The sequence below is a fragment of the Xanthomonas fragariae genome, assembly GCF_900183975.1.
Classification (GTDB): Bacteria; Pseudomonadota; Gammaproteobacteria; order Xanthomonadales; family Xanthomonadaceae; genus Xanthomonas; species Xanthomonas fragariae.
This window is the reverse complement of record NZ_LT853882.1, coordinates 3,269,340-3,284,586: the sequence shown is the minus strand read 5'-3', so window position 1 is coordinate 3,284,586 and position 15,247 is coordinate 3,269,340. Positions and strand designations below refer to the sequence as shown.

Below are 15,247 nucleotides of genomic sequence, written 5' to 3'. Positions count from 1 at the left end.
AGGAGCGCGCGCAAGTGCGATCGCTCGCGCAAGAGGTTCAACATGTCGCTGGCGAAACGGGGAAAGTGGCGTTCGCTGATCAGTGCGACACCGGGCAGGAACCTGCGCAAGCGGCCAGGAAAAAAGTATCGAGCTCCACGTGATCAAGCTGCAGGAGGCGAAGAAAGCCTTTGTGTTGCTGCCGCATCGCTGGGTGGTCCAGCGCAGCTTCGGATGGGCCAATCGTTTCCGACACCTCACACACGACGATAAGCGCTTGCCGGAAACATTATCCGGACTGCATTGCATCGTTTTTGCCATCTTCATGCGCGGCAACGCCTCCGCACTTCTCCAAAGTTTATAACACGCTCCAGGTCTGTATTCGGCGCGCGGCAGTCTGGCCGCGCCGTGGGAAAGCCCCGAACAACGGACCGCCGCAAGATGGTCCGCTGCAATGGTCAGCTGGTGGCAAAACTCAGCGACTCACGCGGCAAGAGCATGTGCGAAGACATCGGCTATCTGCGCTATCTGCGCGATGTGTTCGGTCTGCCGCCGATCCCGGATTGGAAGGTAGACGCCAGTATCGGCGTGGAGCACTTCACCACCGATGTTTCGCCGTATTTCCCCACCGACCTGGCCTTGCAGCAGGCAGCCTACGATGCCGCATCGCTGGCCGCACTGCGTGGCGTTTGTTGCTGGGCGGGCGCATGACCTTCAACAATGCGCGCAACGACAACCAGTTCAGCAGCAATTTCTAGCTGCGCTTGGTGATGGATCGCTTGGGCGCTGCGTTGGTTCGCGCGCCGCAGGTGCTGACCTCGCCATACGCTGTGGATCATTGAGGCGTATGGAGCGCTTGCTGCGTTGCCAACACGGCAAGCAGCAGGTGCGCGCAGTGGCCTGGAACGCGTACATCCGAATCTGCATGCCGTCCCGTACCAGCAACGATTGCCAGCGACGTTGGACGAGGCGCTCTGACGCAGTGCAGATCGTTTGGTCTGCTTCGAACAACGCAATTGCGGAGAAAGCGAACGGCGCCTTTCGGCGCCGTTCGCATGACCTAGATCTACACACAACAATCCTCGCTTAAGGCCGTACCTTGGTCGCGCAGATGAAGACCGCCGCCTGTTGAATGCGGCTGATCGCGCCCTGGCTTTGCAGCTCGCGCGCGTGCTCGTTCATGCAGGTCAGGTAGCCGAGACGGTTGCCAGCATTTTGCCTCTTGCACAGGCTGCTTTCAGCCGAGATATTCGCACCGGGAATCAAACCGCCGCTCTCCACGGTCGGCACCAGCGTGTTGCAGCTGCCCAACTTGGCCGGCGCGCTGTTCAAGGTCCAACCGATATCAGCAAATAGCGCCGGGGTCAGGTCGACGTTCAGATGCGCCTGCACCTCCGGTGTGGCGAACGGTTCCATCAACGCGTTCGGCTGCAGATCGCTATCGAAGTGCGAGAACGTCGAACCCCCGGCCACCACGCTTGGTGCATACAACCGCGTACGGCCTGCGCTGTCGGTACCTTGCAGCAGTTGCGGATCTTGGTACAACCCCGCCACCACTGCAGTGCTGCGCTTCAGACGCACGCCGTCGGCCTGCGACACCATGATGGCCGGGATGGTGATGCCGGTGACTGGCGGTGTCGTGTTGCCCATCGTCTGCACGCCAGCGGCGTTGTTGGCAACGATCACGCCTACCGCACCATTGAGCTGAGCGTTCTTCACCTTTATCGCATACGCACAGCTGCCGCGGTCGATGATTGCCACGTTGCCGGCCAAGGCAGCCGCATTGGCGAACGGCGTTTCGCAGCCATCGCTGGTCGACGATGCAGCCACGCCATCGTTGACCGTCACCACCGAGCGGGCCGGGAAGTTGGCCGCGGTGGCCAGTGGCCCGAAGCTGGCAAAGCCCACGTCGAACTTACCTGCCGCGCTGGACGGCGCAGTCACCTGCAACAAGGTGCGCGGATCCAGGATTAGCGCCGCCTCGCGATTGACGCGCTCCCCGGCCCACACCGTGCGACCCGGCGTGCGCATAGCTTTGGCGCGCAAGGCATTGGTCATGGCCGGATCGTCAAAACGCTTGTTCTGTACGTTGTCGAAGGCCTGCGCGGTATAGACATCGGTCAGGTTGCTACCCGAACCGAGTACACCGGTGGTCTCGTCAAGCAAACCCGCTACTCCCAAACCGTGGCTCAGCTCGTGCATCACGGTGTTGAGGAAATTGACCTGGCCCTCTGGCGTTTTGCCATCCAGGCCCAGATACCAGCTCGAACCGGCCAAGCAATCGTCCTTGCCCAGATCGCCGTTGAACTGCGAAGACACATCGGCTGGATCGCTCGGATCCGGCACCAGATCCTGCCCGACGATCGCATCGCCCAATGCAGACGGATACAGCGTATTGGGCTTGGAACCGGGGAAGTCGTTGACGATCCAGTTCGGGCCGGCCTGGCCTAGCACGCCGGCGGTGGCGCTGCAGGGCAGGGGCGCGAACGAGGCAGACACCTTGATCTCAACATTGCTCTGCAACACCGCGCCCCACAGATCCATCGCGTACTGGTAAGCGATCCGGCGTTGTTCGCCGACCGAACGGCCCGGATTGCCGCCCAACGGTGCGGCGGGCGTCGGATCGTTCAAGCCGAGCACGGTGCCGGCATCGCCATTGATCAGCGTGACATTGGCAGCCGATGCATGCAGCGGTGCCAATGCGCCCGCCACGGCCAGAGACAACAGAAACATGGGCTTATTCATGCGGCAGCGTTCCCTGCTCGGCGTCGGCGGTTTGGCCGGCATCGGCGTCCTCGCTGTGCTCGATGACGATGCGGCCGTCGGCTTGACGAGTCGCAACCAACGAGCTCATTTGCGTGGCCGGCAACTTGCGCGCCACGGTGCCATTGGGCAGGCGACGCTCGGTGGCGCGTGCGGCCGCCTCGGTCTGCGGAACCTTGGTACGCGCGCCGCTGCTGCGGGCCGCCGAGGTGGCCTGCTGATCCAGCGCCGCGCTTTCGGCGTCAGTCAGCGGGCGCAGCTTGCCGGTGCTGGGATCGATAGCGACCTTGGAACTGCTGGTGGCAACCTCCTGCGCCGCTGCCAATGCCGGCAGGCAGAGGACACATAAAACACCGGGCAACATCCATTCTGGCTTGCGAAAGCTCATCATCGTTCGGGTTTCCTTGAGTCCAACTGGGTGAAAAACGCCGTGTTGACACCAGCGTTCGGGAGAACTGTTCCGCTTAGTCTGTTTATGACTCAGCCATGAATCAGTGACTTGTGTCGGTCTTTTGACATGGGCCGATGAACACGAAGCAGTAACCTGAAAAAGTCGTCGTCGCGCTTGTGCTGGACCATTTTTCTGCGTATGCGCGGCGGCTGGTCGCACGGATTGGTCAGATTCTTGGTGCGGGTCGGGCTGATGGGCGAGGCCGCTATTGTTTTGTGAAACCGGTGGCGCGTAGCGCTGGATAAAGGTACGAGCGAAGCCTGGTGACATCCAATACGCGAGGTGGCTTCGCCCCGTCTCCTCGCCCCAACCCCTCTTCCACAGGAAAGGGGTTCGTGCGTTCAAGTGCTCAGCTGGCTGGGCTGTAAACAACGAAAGGCATTGCGAGTAGCCTCGTTCAAAGGCTGGAAAACTGTTATGAGCAGCCGTGCTCCCATACTCAAAGATTGTTTCTGCTTTCTGCTTCGCGAGTCCCCATACGCGGCGGTGCGGTAGCCCCCCCCACATGCCTGGCACTGTGCCAGCTACGCGTTGTGAGTCACTCTCAGCCGAACCAAACACCAGGTCAGCCATGCACGCCGTTATCTACCACAACCCCGCTTGCGGCACCTCCCGCAACACCCTGGCCCTGATCCGCCACGTAGGCATCGAACCGCACATCATCGATTACCTTCAGCACCCACCAACACGCCAAACGCTGCAGGCACTGATTGCCGCCGCCTGCATCTCGGTACGCGATGCCATCCGCCAAAAGGGCACCCCGTATGTGGAGCTCGGACTCGACGATCCCGCTCTGGACGACGCGAGCCTGCTGAGCGCATGGTCAACGCGTGCTGGACGACACCGGGCAGCGTGTCGGCGACTGAGGTTCCCGCCTGGCCGCAGCGCAGTTTTTTGGTTAATCGCTCCAACTCAACCGTGCTATCTGCGCTGAAAGCGCGTCATTGCAGGTCATCTGCTCGGCCCGCAGTGCGCATCTGTCCACAGCGCCCTAAGATCAGCCCAATGTTTCCAGGAGTACCCGTATGATTCGCGAGATTATCCGCATGGGCGACAAGCGTCTGTTGCGCGTGGCGCCACCGGTGACCAACCTGGGCAGCCCCGAGTTGCACACACTGGTGGTCGACATGTTCGAGACCATGGACGATGCGCGCGGCGTCGGTTTGGCCGCACCGCAGATTGCGGTGGATCTGCAACTGATGGTGTTCGGTTTCGAAGCCAGCGCGCGTTATCCTGAAGCGCCGGCGGTGCCGCGCACCGCGTTGGCGAATGTGCAGATCGAACCGTTATCGGACGAGATGGAAAACGGCTGGGAAGGCTGTCTGTCCATTCCCGGCCTGCGCGCAGTCATTCCACGCTATCGCTTTATTCGTTACCGCGGCTTCGCGCCGGACGGCAGCCCGATCGAGTGCGAGGCCGAGGGCTTCCACGCACGTGTGGTCCAGCATGAATACGACCATCTGGTCGGCCGTCTGTATCCCTCTCGCATCGAAAACTTCGACACTTTCGGCTTTGAAGACGTGTTGTCATACGACCTGTAGCGCACCTCTCACGCGATTGCATGCCGCGTTCATCGCCAGAGACCCCACCGCATCGAGACAAGCACGCTGGACGAAAGACGCAAACCGGTAACGGAACATGCATGCAACAAGGACGCCTTTCGGCGCCCTTGTCGTGCTTACTTCAGCGCCTTGAAGCGCAGACGCTTTGGACCTGCGTCATCGCCCATGCGGCGGCGCTTGTCTTCTTCGTACTCGCGGTAGTTGCCCTGGAAAAACTCCACGTGCGAGTCGCCTTCGAACGACAGGATGTGCGTGGCGATGCGATCGAGGAACCAGCGGTCATGCGAAATCACGAACGTGTTGCCCGGGAACTCCAGCAACGCGTCTTCCAGCGCACGCAGTGTTTCAATGTCCAGGTCGTTGGACGGTTCGTCGAGCAGCAGCACGTTGCCGCCCTGTAGCAGGGTCTTGGCCATGTGCAGACGACCACGTTCACCACCGGACAGCGAGCCGACCATCTTCTGCTGGTCTTGGCCCTTGAAGTTGAAGCGGCCGATATAGGCGCGCGACTGGATCTCAACACCGTTGATGTTGAGGATGTCCAGGCCACCAGCGATTTCCTGGAACACGTTGTGGTTGCCTTCCAGCTTGTCGCGGCTCTGGTCCACATACGACAGCTGCACGGTCGGGCCGACCACGATTTCGCCGGAATCGGGCTTTTCCTGACCGGTGATCATCTTGAACAGGGTCGACTTACCGGCACCATTGGGGCCGATGATGCCGACGATGGCACCCGGCGGCACGATCATCGATAGGTTATCGATCAGCAGGCGGTCCCCGAACTTCTTGGAGACGTTCTTGAACTCCATCACCGCATTGCCCAGGCGCTCGCCCGGCGGGATGAAGATTTCGTTGGTCTCGTTACGCCGCTGGTAGTCAACCGACTGCAGCTCTTCCAGGCGGGCCAGACGGGCCTTGCCCTTGGTGCGGCCGCCCTTGGCGTTCTGGCGCGACCATTCCAGTTCTTTCTGGATCGCCTTCTGGCGTGACTTTTCCTGATTGTCTTCCTGCTTGAGGCGCTCGTCCTTCTGGGTCAGCCAGTCGGTGTAGTTGCCCTTCCACGGAATACCGCGGCCGCGATCCAGTTCCAGGATCCACTCGGCCGCGTTGTCGAGGAAGTAGCGATCATGCGTGACCGCCACCACGGTGCCGGTGTAGCGCGCCAGAAACTGCTCCAGCCACTCCACCGACTCGGCGTCCAAGTGGTTGGTCGGTTCGTCAAGCAGCAGCATGTCCGGCTTCTGCAGCAGCAGGCGGCACAGCGCGACGCGGCGCTTCTCGCCACCGGAGAGCTTGCCGACCACTGCATCCCACGGCGGCAGGCGCAGCGCATCGGCTGCCACATCCAGCTGGTTTTCCAACGTGTGCGCATCGCCCGCAGCCAGAATCGCTTCCAGACGTTCCTGTTCCTTGGCCAGTGCGTCGAAATCGGCGCCTTCTTCGGCATAGGCCAGATACACCGCGTCTAGCGCGGCCTGGGCCTGCAGTACGTCGCCAACGCCTTCTTCGACCGCTTCGCGCACGGTGTGTTGGGGGTCGAGCTGCGGTTCCTGCGCCAGGTAGCCGACCTTGATGCCGGCCTGCGGGCGGGCTTCGCCTTCGAAATCGGTGTCCACGCCGGCCATGATCTTCAGCACCGTGGACTTGCCCGCGCCGTTCAGGCCGAGCAGGCCGATCTTGGCGCCCGGGAAGAAGCTCAGCGAGATGTCCTTGATGATCTGCCGCTTGGGCGGGACCACCTTGCTGACGCGGTTCATGGTGTAGATATATTGCGACATGGGTGCTCCGTGGACGCAGGCAGCCCGCCGGTCGAAGCCGGAGGCAGCGGAAAAGGGATGACGCAGATTATACGGGCAACTGACTTGCACCGCGTCGGCGACGCTGCAGCTAAACGGCAGCTTACTAGTCACCTGAATAGGTATTTTCGTAATCGATTCCAGCCAGAATGCGTTAAGGCGATTAGCGCACTAATGAAAACGCGACCTCGCAAACAGGAACTGTCATGAACCGCAAACGCATCGTTACCGTTGTGCTTTCCTCCATCCTTGCGCTGGGGTCCTTCGCACCGGCGGCATTCGCCGGGGATTGGGACCGCGACCACGATCGCCGCGGCCCTGACCGCGATCAGCGCGGCGACTGGCGCAACGGTCGCCATGATGACCGCCGCGAATGGCGTGATGATCGTCGCGAATGGCGAGACGAACGCCGGGCCGACCGTCGCGAGTGGCGTGAGGACCGTCATTACTACAGCAATGGCTACCGCGAGGGCTATCGCGAGGCGCGCCATCAGGAGCGTTATGACGATCGCGGCCGGGGCTATGCCTACTACCCGGCGCCGGTCTACCGTCCCGGCCCGCCGCCGCCCCCCTACTGGGCGCGTGGTCAGCGCTACCACGGCCCGGACTACGTGATCAACGATTACGACCGCTACAACCTGCGTCGTCCGCCGTATGGCTACCGCTGGCAGCGTGACGACGCCGGCAATCTGCTGCTGGTCGCCATCGCCACCGGCGTCATTGCCGACCTGGTGCTCCACCACTAAGCGGCGCATATCTGCTTGGCTTGGTTGGGCATCGCGCCGGCTATCACATAAAGGCGCACTTCGGTGCGCCTTTGTTGCGCGCGCATGGGCATCGATGAAGCGCATGCCGCCCTCGACAGCATGGCGATTGGTCACCTGTGTACGCGGGGGCTTACAATCTGCGCCCCTACTAGCCACAGCTGCCCCGGAGCTCTGCATGTTCTCGCGTGACGTCCGACTGGAAACCTACGACCCCGAACTGGCCAAGGCCATCGCCGCTGAAGTCGGCCGCCAGGAGGATCACGTCGAACTGATCGCCAGCGAGAACTATTGCAGTGCACTGGTGATGGAGGCGCAGGGCAGTCAGCTGACCAACAAATACGCCGAAGGCTATCCGGGCAAGCGCTACTACGGCGGCTGCGAATTCGTTGACATTGCCGAACGATTGGCGATCGACCGCATCAAGCAGGTGTTTGGAGCCGACTACGCAAACGTGCAGCCGCATAGCGGTTCGCAGGCCAACCAAGCGGTGTATCTGGCGTTGCTGCAGCCGGGCGACACCATTCTGGGCATGAGCTTGGCGCACGGCGGTCACCTGACCCACGGGGCCAAGGTCAATGCCTCCGGCAAGCTGTTCAACGCGGTGCAGTACGGTGTCAACGCGCAGGGCCTGATCGATTACGAAGAAGTGCAACGCCTGGCCACCGAGCACAAGCCGAAGATGGTCATCGCCGGTTTCTCTGCCTATTCGCAGAAGATCGATTGGGCACGCTTCCGCGCCATTGCCGATAGCGTCGGTGCGTATCTGTTCGTCGATATGGCGCACGTTGCGGGCCTGGTGGCTACCAGTGTGTACCCGAGTCCGATCGAGCATGCGCACGTGGTCACCTCGACCACCCACAAGACCCTGCGCGGCCCGCGCGGCGGCATCATCCTGGCCAAGGGCGCCAGCGAAGAGCTGCAGAAGAAGCTGCAGTCGATCGTGTTCCCGGGTATCCAGGGCGGCCCGCTGATGCACGTCATCGCTGCCAAGGCGGTCGCCTTCAAGGAAGCGCTGGAGCCGGAGTTCAAGACCTACCAGCAGCAGGTGGTCAAGAACGCCCAGGCGATGGCCAACACGCTGATCGCGCGCGGCTACAAGATCGTCTCCGGCGGCACCGAAAACCACCTGATGCTGGTCGACATGATCGGCCGCGACGTCTCCGGCAAGGACGCCGAAGCCGCCCTCGGCAAGGCGCACATCACCGTCAACAAGAATGCGGTGCCGAACGACCCGCGCTCGCCGTTCGTCACTTCCGGCCTGCGTCTAGGCACTCCTGCCATCACTACGCGTGGGTATCTGGAGCAGGATAGCATCGACCTCGCCAACTGGATCGCCGACGTCCTCGACGCCCCGACCGACGAAGCGGTGCTGTCGAAGGTGCGCGATGCGGTGACTGCGCAGTGCAGGAAATATCCGGTGTATGGCTGATGCGGGAATGGGGAATAGGGAGACGAGAATGGTAAAAATAACGCTTTGATAGCTCTGCTGTTCCGATTCCCTATTCCCATCTCCTTATTCCCGGCCGCCTGATGCACTGCCCCTTCTGCCAGCACAACGACACCCGCGTGATCGATTCGCGCGTGTCCGAAGACGGCACGACAATCCGTCGGCGCCGCGAGTGCGAGGCGTGCGGCGAGCGTTTCAGCACCTTGGAGACAATCGAGCTCAAGCTGCCGGCCGTGGTCAAGAGCGACGGTGGGCGCGAGGCATTCGATGCGCGCAAGTTGCGCACCAGTTTCGACCGCGCGCTGCAGAAGCGCCCCGTCTCCGAAGAACAGATCGAGGCGGCAGTGCGTGCGGTGGTGCATCAGCTGCGCATGTCCGGCGAGCGCGAAGTGGGCTCGCTGCGGGTGGGCGAGTACGTCATGGTCGAGCTGCGCAAGCTCGACCATGTCGGCTATGTGCGCTTTGCCTCGGTGTACCGCAGTTTTCAGGACGTGGCCGATTTTCGCGAGGAAATCGAAAAACTCGAGCGCGAACTCCCGGTTGGCAGTGATCAACTGCCACTGCTGGAAGCGGCGTTAGAACGTGCCGGCAGCAAGCCCAACAAGCGTTGAAGGCGATGCGGATCGCCTGCGTGGCTGACGCGCCGGAGCATCTTCCTGCCATCGCGCAGGCGCATTTGCAGGCCTTCGGCACGTTGCTGCCGGAATGGAACGTCCATCAGGCGTTGAGCGAATTGCATAGCCACACGCGCGATGGCGTGATCCCGATGACATGGGTGGCGCTCGACCAGACACAGTGGATCGGTTCAGTGAGCCTGCTGGAAAACGACGACACCCGCATTCGGCAATGGTCGCCCTGGTTGGCCTCGTTGTATGTGCAACCGCAGGCGCGCGGGCAGGGGATTGGCGAAGCACTGGTGGCGCATTGCGTGCAGGTCGCCGCGCAATGGCGCGTGGATGCCCTGTATCTCTATTGCCAGCCGATGCTGGCGCCGTTCTATCGGCGGCTGGGTTGGCACACGCACGCCGCGTTGTTGCTTGGGCCGATGCGGATCGTGGTGATGTGCATCAACCCGGGAGCGGCACCGCAATGAACGTCACCGCCGACGATCATCGCTGGATGGCGCAGGCGCTGCGCCTGGCCGAGCGTGGCGCCTACACCACGCGGCCGAATCCGATGGTCGGCTGCGTGATCGTGCGCAATGGCGTCTGCGTGGGCGAAGGCTTCCACCAGCGCGCTGGTGGACCGCATGCGGAAGTGTTTGCGCTGCGCGCAGCCGGCGAACTCGCACGTGGTGCGACGGCCTATGTGACATTGGAGCCGTGCGCGCATTACGGGCGCACGCCGCCGTGTGTGTTGGCCTTGATCGAGGCTGGCGTGACGCGTGTGGTCGCGGCAATGGCCGACCCGTTTCCGCAGGTCAATGGCGGTGGCTTCGCGCTGCTGCGTGATGCGGGCATCGACGTGCACAGCGGTGTTATGCAAGCGCAGGCGCGCGCGCTCAATCAGGGATTTCTGTCGCGGGTGGAGCGTGGCCGTCCATGGGTGCGGGTCAAGCTGGGCGCCAGTCTGGATGGGCGGACCGCGCTGGCCAGCGGCGAATCCAAGTGGATCACCTGCGCGGATGCGCGCGCGGATGTGCAGCGTTGGCGTGCACGTGCCGGTGCGATCCTCACCGCCGCAGGTACGGTACTCGCCGATAACCCCTCCATGACGGTGCGGCTGGAAAACGACGCCCCGTTCGTACCGCCAATGCGTGTGGTGCTCGATGCCGGATTGCGCACGCTGGCGTGCGAGAACATTCGTCAGGGCGATGCGCCCACGCTGTATCTGCATGGCAACGATGTGACGCCGCCAGTGCTGGACGCTGCGCAATCGGTTGGCATGCCGCTGCATGCGGGTCGCTTCGATCTCACGGCCGTTCTGGCGCTGCTGGCCGAGCGCGGCATCAACGAGGTGCATGTGGAAGCAGGCGCAACGTTGAGCGGCGCGCTATTGCAGGCGGGCCTGGTCGACGAACTGCTGGTCTACATGGCCCCGGTGTTACTAGGCGATACGGCCAGACCGCTGCTGGCCGGGCTCGGCATCGAGACGATGGCGCAGCGCCATGCCTTGCAACTGCTCGAGGTGCGGCAACTGGGGCAGGACCTGCGCTTGCGTTACGCACCACTAGCGGTTGTGTGAGCGCTGGCGCCATGATGGCGCACCCGCCCAGTAGCCCTCCATTTGGGTGGGTACAGCGTTTCTACGGCGCATGCCAACTGCTGATCTGCTGACCGCAGCTCAACGCGGAAGCACTGCCGTAGTGCTTGCCCCGTCCCTGCACCCGGACAGCTGAGAACCTGTTCACGATCTTTCCTGATTGGTGCAGACTCTGCGGATGCGCCAAAAAACCTATCCGAGCGACATGAGCCGGGAGCGTTTCGAACACATCCTCCCGATCCTGGAACAAGCGCGCAAGCGCACCAAGCCACGCCGAGTGGATATGTATGAGGTGTGGTGCGCAGTGTTGTACGTGCTGCGAACCGGTTGCCAATGGCGAGCGCTACCCAGCGACTTTCCGAAGTGGCGGACCGTGCACGCGTACTTTGCCAAGTGGAGCGAGTGCGACGATGAAGGAGTGAGCCTGCTGGAGCGGGCGCTCAAAAAATCAGGTTGGCGTGGCCCGCCAGAAACAGGAGCGCAACATCTTCAGCAGGTTCTTGATCGTGGACGCGCAGAGCGTCAAGAACACGGACACAGCCGGGCAAAAGGGATATGACGCGGGCAAAAAGGTGTCGGGCATCAAGCGGCATATCGCTGTTGATACCCAGGGGTTGCCCCATGCCATCGCGGTGACGACGGCGGAGGTGACCGACCGCAAAGGTGCGCTGCGGGCGCTGGAGCGCTGTCAGTCAAACTTGACGCATGTACAAAGCCTGCTGTGCGACAGTGGTTACACCGGAGTACTGTTTGCCGAAGGCGTACGAGAGATTCTAGGCGAGCAGCTCACGGTGCAGATTGCCAAGCACAGCGAATTGCACACCTTCAAGGTCATGCCCAAGCGCTGGATCGTCGAGCGCAGTTTTGCCTGGCTGGAGAAAAACCGAAGGCTGTGGAAGAACTGCGAGCGCAAACTCAACACCAGCTTGCAGTTCATCCATTTGGCCTTCTTGGCGCTTCTACTCAAAAGATCGTGAACAGGCTCTTAGTCGTCCCTGAAAAATCCCCTTCAAGCGCCAAGTGCCGTCGGTGACAGCGGCGCGGTACTCAAGGATGACCATCCCATCGCCCGCATCCAGGCACGCAAAAACGCGATCCAGCGCAGCAGCCAGCGCAGGTTGTAGCCGGCGGCGCAGCCGAGCACGTGCAGCGCATCGCCTTGGGCACCTTTCAGCCTGCAGCGACGCAACCGGCAGTCGTCTTTCAGATGTCCGATCACCGGCTCCACCGCCTGCCGTCGCTTGATCCAGCGCCATTGCCGTCGCGTCAGCGTCTTGGCCTTGCCGCGATGCAGGACCTGCACGCCATCGACTTCGCGCCCGCGATCGCTCAGGTCCACGATCGCCACCGTCGGTTCTACGCTCACATCCTGCAGCAACCCGCGTGTCTGCTCCAACTGCTCGGCCAAGGTATCGCCGTCGTACGGGTTGCCCGGGAAGCTGTGCGCACCCACGACCAATCCCTTGCAGGCGGTGACCGCAATGCCGACCTTGACGCCGAATTCGTACGCTTGACGCGCCTTGCCCTTGCCGATGCATTCCACTTCCGGGGCATGCAATGCGTAGAGTTTTTGTTTGTCCTTCGGACGCTGCGTGTACAGCCGTTGCGCACGTTCCAGCCAGACAACGATGCGCTCGCGCACGCCGGTGTTTACCTGATCGAGTTTGCGTTGGATGTCGCGCATGAGCCGTCCCAGCACTGTGCGTTGACGTCGCAGGACGCGCCGCATCCGCTTGAACTGGCGCGCATGCGCATACCGACCTGCCTTGCGGCTCAGGGCCGGGCCTTGCCGCGCGTAGCTCTGCCGCAATCCGATGCCGTGCCGCTTGGCCAGTAACACCAGCTTCTTGCGTGCCACCTCCAGCAAACGGCTGTCGGTCGGATAGGCGATCGCCTTTTCCTGCACCGTGGTGTCCACGATCACCCGCGACAACTCGCGTGCGTCCACCGCCTGCATCGCATGCGCGGCGTTGATGGTGTGCGCCAGCAGCTCTTCCATCCCGGCCTCACCCAGGCGCTGCCGCCAGCGCGTCAGCGAGCTGGCATCGCACGGCAAACGCGTCTGGAACACGACCTCACCGGTGAAGAACTGCCAGTACGGATTCTCCAGCCAACGCTCGCACACCGTTTCATCGGACAGGTCGTAGGCGTGTTTGAGGTAGAGCAAACCGGCAATCAGCCGCACCGGCAATGCCGGCCGACCGCCACCGGCCTGGGTGGCCGGCAAGCGCGATGAAAGTGCTTGCTCCAACGCCGTCCACGGCATCCGTTGGCTCAGCCGCGCCAGCGGATGACGCAGATCGATCTGGTTCTCCAGCCGCGAACGAAACAACTCGTCGGCGGGTCTGTCTTCGGCAGCAGGACGGCGTGTACGCATGGGCGGAAATTGCAAGAAACCAGCCTTCAGCGTAGCGAACACTGGTAGTTTTGGCACGCCGGTGCAGACATCAAGGCCTTGCGGTCGTTGGGTGGTTGGGGTTTTTCAGGGGCGACTCATTAAATCGTCGGATGCATGCGCTCCGAAACGAATATCCGATCGACGAGATTTCGGCGCGAATTGACGTTGCGCTCGCTGAATCACGAGAAGAAGCTCGTCCATTTATCCGCCTCAAGCACACTGGTGCGCTTGAAGGGGCTGGTAGAAGTGCTTGGTCGCCGATGCAACAAGCTAGGTTTGAAGACACCGGAACTTACAAGCTATTAACACGCCTTCGCGTTGACGGGCTCCTCAATTCTCAAGCTTTGGGTCAGCTCGATTCTAGTGAGTTCGCGATCTCAACGTTCGATCGTGCTGCTGGGAGCTCGGAGTTCACCAATAGGTTCGGTGGCCGCATAGCGACCGATGCTTACGATGAAGGCTCTAAGGAACCTCTGAACAACGCACTTCAAATGCGCGACACTACACACCTACGTTGAGGAGTCATCCATGCAACTGACGTTCGGTGACGCTGAAGGTTTGGGCAAGCGCAAGCAGACTCGCCGCGAGATCTTCCTGGCCGAGATGGAGCAGGTGGTTCCGTGGAGGCATTTGCTCGGACTGATCGCGCCGCACTATCCGGTGTCGGGGCGGCCTGGTCGACAGCCGTACGCACTGGCGACGATGTTGCGGATTCATTTGCTGCAGCAGTGGTATGCGTTGAGCGATCCGGCGATGGAAGAAGCGTTGCACCAGATCCCGACCTTGCGCCGTTTTGCCCGGCTCGGCGGTTTGGACAATGTTCCCGACGAGACCACGATTCTCAACTTTCGCCGCTTGCTGGAAACCCATGGCCTTGCAGCGCGGATGCTGGAGGCCGTCAACGCGGATCTGGTGCGCAAGGGTCAGAGCCTGCGGTCCGGCACGATCGTCGATGCAACCCTGATCGCTGCGCCCAGTTCGACCAAGAACACCGACCGCGCGCGCGACCCTGAAATGCATCAGACCAAGAAAGGCAATCAGTGGTATTTCGGGATGAAGGCACCCATCGGCGTGGATGAGTTTTCCGGGCTGGTGCACCACGTCCGTTGTACGGCTGCCAATGTGGCCGATGTCACGGTGACCCACGCATTGCTGCACGGCAAAGAAGACAGTGTGTTCGGCGACAGCGGCTACACCGGTGCGGACAAACGCGAAGAACTGCAGACCTGCAAGGCTGGTTTTTTCATTGCCGCCAAGCGTTCGACGATTCAAGCCATTGGCAACAAACGCGAGCGCCGCCAGGAAGAACGTTGGGAATACTTCAAAGCAAGTGTGCGTGCGAAGGTGGAGCATCCATTCCGCGTGATCAAACGCCAGTTTGGCTACACCAAGGTCCGCTATCGCGGCTTGGCCAAGAACACCGCGCATGTGCTGACCCTGTTCGCACTATCCAATCTGTGGATGGTGCGCCGGCAGTTGCTGCCGGCCAGGGGATAATGCTGCCTGGCGCCAGCCAACGCCGCAAGAAACCGTAGAAATCGTATCGTACGCATCAACTCTGTGCGCTATTGGCACGCAGCAGGCTCGAATTTTAGAGGTCTGGTGCGTTGTTCAGACCTTCCTTAGGTCAGGCGGTTGTTGTAGCGGCATAGGCCGCATCCGGGGTCATCATCTTCAGCGTTTGGCAGTTGTAGAAAGCGATCCATCCCATCGCGTTACGGTGATGCCGTCAAGACGGGCTTCGCACCTGTCGGTTGACGCAAAGGTATAGCAAAACAAGCAAGCGCGATGTCTCGCGGCGGGCCTGGCCCTGACCGTACACTGCGCCGTCGCGTGCGCTCCTGCATCGCGCACTGCTGCGTTGGCCTGGCGCGCGCCTCAT

15 protein-coding genes and 2 pseudogenes are annotated in these 15,247 nt (G+C 61.8%); 13 read left to right on the top strand and 4 right to left on the bottom strand.

Going from position 1 to position 15,247, the window contains the following annotated elements; all coding sequences use genetic code 11:
• The first annotated feature begins 82 nt into the window (after window positions 1–82).
• The 3 genes and pseudogenes from PD885_RS22170 to PD885_RS21510 form a co-directional block, all read left to right on the top strand.
• Window positions 83–343 (top strand): transposase, encoded by a 261-nt coding sequence (locus PD885_RS22170; RefSeq protein WP_407078462.1) that lies wholly within the window; start codon window positions 83–85, stop codon window positions 341–343.
• Window positions 319–543, top strand: a pseudogene (locus tag PD885_RS22805) (nicotinate phosphoribosyltransferase); the annotation flags it as partial. The gene PD885_RS22170 and the pseudogene PD885_RS22805, both read left to right, overlap by 25 nt.
• Window positions 541–821, top strand: a pseudogene (locus PD885_RS21510) (cellulose synthase subunit BcsC-related outer membrane protein); the annotation flags it as partial. The pseudogenes PD885_RS22805 and PD885_RS21510, both read left to right, overlap by 3 nt.
• Window positions 822–1,065: 244 nt before the next feature.
• Here the strand turns inward: PD885_RS21510 and PD885_RS15390 are convergent.
• The gene (locus PD885_RS15390) at window positions 1,066–2,724 is read right to left on the bottom strand and encodes a PA domain-containing protein (protein ID WP_040762913.1); all 1,659 of its coding nucleotides are present in this window, start codon (window positions 2,722–2,724) and stop codon (window positions 1,066–1,068) included.
• Window positions 2,717–3,133: a post-PEP-CTERM-1 domain-containing protein gene (locus PD885_RS15385; protein ID WP_040762912.1), complete on the bottom strand. Its 417-nt coding sequence runs from the start codon at window positions 3,131–3,133 to the stop codon at window positions 2,717–2,719. The genes PD885_RS15390 and PD885_RS15385 overlap by 8 nt, the downstream gene beginning before the upstream one ends.
• 631 nt (window positions 3,134–3,764) lie before the next feature.
• Between PD885_RS15385 and PD885_RS15380 the strand changes: the two genes are divergently transcribed.
• Both PD885_RS15380 and def read left to right on the top strand, forming a co-directional pair.
• Window positions 3,765–4,127 (top strand): ArsC/Spx/MgsR family protein, encoded by a 363-nt coding sequence (locus PD885_RS15380; RefSeq protein ID WP_002811937.1) that lies wholly within the window; start codon window positions 3,765–3,767, stop codon window positions 4,125–4,127.
• Window positions 4,128–4,218: 91 nt separating this feature from the next.
• On the top strand, window positions 4,219–4,734 hold the full coding sequence (gene def / locus PD885_RS15375) for a peptide deformylase (RefSeq protein WP_088056969.1): 516 nt from the start codon (window positions 4,219–4,221) through the stop codon (window positions 4,732–4,734).
• Between the two features lie 137 nt (window positions 4,735–4,871).
• Here def and ettA read toward each other — a convergent pair whose 3' ends face one another.
• Window positions 4,872–6,533, bottom strand: coding sequence for an energy-dependent translational throttle protein EttA (gene ettA / locus PD885_RS15370; protein WP_002811933.1), 1,662 nt, complete (start codon window positions 6,531–6,533; stop codon window positions 4,872–4,874).
• A gap of 224 nt (window positions 6,534–6,757) precedes the next feature.
• Here ettA and PD885_RS15365 point away from each other — a divergent pair, with 224 nt between their 5' ends.
• From PD885_RS15365 to PD885_RS15340, 6 genes are all read left to right on the top strand, one after another.
• Window positions 6,758–7,297 (top strand): RcnB family protein, encoded by a 540-nt coding sequence (locus tag PD885_RS15365; protein WP_002811932.1) that lies wholly within the window; start codon window positions 6,758–6,760, stop codon window positions 7,295–7,297.
• Between the two features lie 196 nt (window positions 7,298–7,493).
• A complete protein-coding gene (glyA, locus tag PD885_RS15360; RefSeq protein ID WP_002811929.1) occupies window positions 7,494–8,747 on the top strand; it encodes a serine hydroxymethyltransferase in 1,254 nt (417 codons plus the stop codon).
• Between the two features lie 101 nt (window positions 8,748–8,848).
• Window positions 8,849–9,376, top strand: a complete 528-nt coding sequence (nrdR, locus tag PD885_RS15355) for a transcriptional regulator NrdR (RefSeq protein ID WP_002811927.1) — start codon at window positions 8,849–8,851, stop codon at window positions 9,374–9,376.
• 5 nt (window positions 9,377–9,381) lie between these two features.
• Window positions 9,382–9,858: a GNAT family N-acetyltransferase gene (locus PD885_RS15350; protein WP_002811926.1), complete on the top strand. Its 477-nt coding sequence runs from the start codon at window positions 9,382–9,384 to the stop codon at window positions 9,856–9,858.
• A complete protein-coding gene (ribD, locus tag PD885_RS15345; protein ID WP_002811925.1) occupies window positions 9,855–10,949 on the top strand; it encodes a bifunctional diaminohydroxyphosphoribosylaminopyrimidine deaminase/5-amino-6-(5-phosphoribosylamino)uracil reductase RibD in 1,095 nt (364 codons plus the stop codon). Before PD885_RS15350 ends, ribD begins: the two co-directional genes overlap by 4 nt.
• A 196-nt stretch (window positions 10,950–11,145) precedes the next feature.
• Window positions 11,146–11,944 (top strand): IS5 family transposase gene (locus PD885_RS15340; RefSeq protein WP_088056968.1). Its coding sequence is split into 2 segments (ribosomal slippage): window positions 11,146–11,417 and window positions 11,416–11,944, totalling 801 coding nucleotides; the frame shifts between segments, so codons are not numbered across the junction.
• Window positions 11,945–11,976: 32 nt separating this feature from the next.
• Here the strand turns inward: PD885_RS15340 and PD885_RS15335 are convergent.
• A complete protein-coding gene (locus PD885_RS15335) occupies window positions 11,977–13,344 on the bottom strand; it encodes an IS5 family transposase (protein WP_088056967.1) in 1,368 nt (455 codons plus the stop codon).
• Window positions 13,345–13,475: 131 nt separating this feature from the next.
• Here PD885_RS15335 and PD885_RS22160 point away from each other — a divergent pair, with 131 nt between their 5' ends.
• Together PD885_RS22160 and PD885_RS15325 are read left to right on the top strand one after the other, a co-directional pair.
• On the top strand, window positions 13,476–13,883 hold the full coding sequence (locus PD885_RS22160) for a hypothetical protein (RefSeq protein WP_088079885.1): 408 nt from the start codon (window positions 13,476–13,478) through the stop codon (window positions 13,881–13,883).
• Between the two features lie 10 nt (window positions 13,884–13,893).
• Window positions 13,894–14,862 (top strand): IS5 family transposase, encoded by a 969-nt coding sequence (locus PD885_RS15325; protein WP_002801490.1) that lies wholly within the window; start codon window positions 13,894–13,896, stop codon window positions 14,860–14,862.
• Window positions 14,863–15,247 lie beyond the last annotated feature (385 nt).

Excerpts from the sequence above, each read along its gene's own strand:
- PD885_RS22160 (WP_088079885.1), top strand. The coding sequence starts at position 13,476 with ATGCATGCGCTCCGAAACGAATATCCGATCGACGAGATTTCGGCGCGA.
- ribD (WP_002811925.1), top strand. The coding sequence starts at position 9,855 with ATGAACGTCACCGCCGACGATCATCGCTGGATGGCGCAGGCGCTGCGC.
- nrdR (WP_002811927.1), top strand. The coding sequence starts at position 8,849 with ATGCACTGCCCCTTCTGCCAGCACAACGACACCCGCGTGATCGATTCG.
- PD885_RS15350 (WP_002811926.1), top strand. The coding sequence starts at position 9,382 with ATGCGGATCGCCTGCGTGGCTGACGCGCCGGAGCATCTTCCTGCCATC.
- ettA (WP_002811933.1), bottom strand. The coding sequence starts at position 6,533 with ATGTCGCAATATATCTACACCATGAACCGCGTCAGCAAGGTGGTCCCG.
- PD885_RS15365 (WP_002811932.1), top strand. The coding sequence starts at position 6,758 with ATGAACCGCAAACGCATCGTTACCGTTGTGCTTTCCTCCATCCTTGCG.
- PD885_RS15390 (WP_040762913.1), bottom strand. The coding sequence starts at position 2,724 with ATGAATAAGCCCATGTTTCTGTTGTCTCTGGCCGTGGCGGGCGCATTG.
- PD885_RS15380 (WP_002811937.1), top strand. The coding sequence starts at position 3,765 with ATGCACGCCGTTATCTACCACAACCCCGCTTGCGGCACCTCCCGCAAC.
- glyA (WP_002811929.1), top strand. The coding sequence starts at position 7,494 with ATGTTCTCGCGTGACGTCCGACTGGAAACCTACGACCCCGAACTGGCC.
- def (WP_088056969.1), top strand. The coding sequence starts at position 4,219 with ATGATTCGCGAGATTATCCGCATGGGCGACAAGCGTCTGTTGCGCGTG.
- PD885_RS15385 (WP_040762912.1), bottom strand. The coding sequence starts at position 3,133 with ATGATGAGCTTTCGCAAGCCAGAATGGATGTTGCCCGGTGTTTTATGT.
- PD885_RS15335 (WP_088056967.1), bottom strand. The coding sequence starts at position 13,344 with ATGCGTACACGCCGTCCTGCTGCCGAAGACAGACCCGCCGACGAGTTG.
- PD885_RS15325 (WP_002801490.1), top strand. The coding sequence starts at position 13,894 with ATGCAACTGACGTTCGGTGACGCTGAAGGTTTGGGCAAGCGCAAGCAG.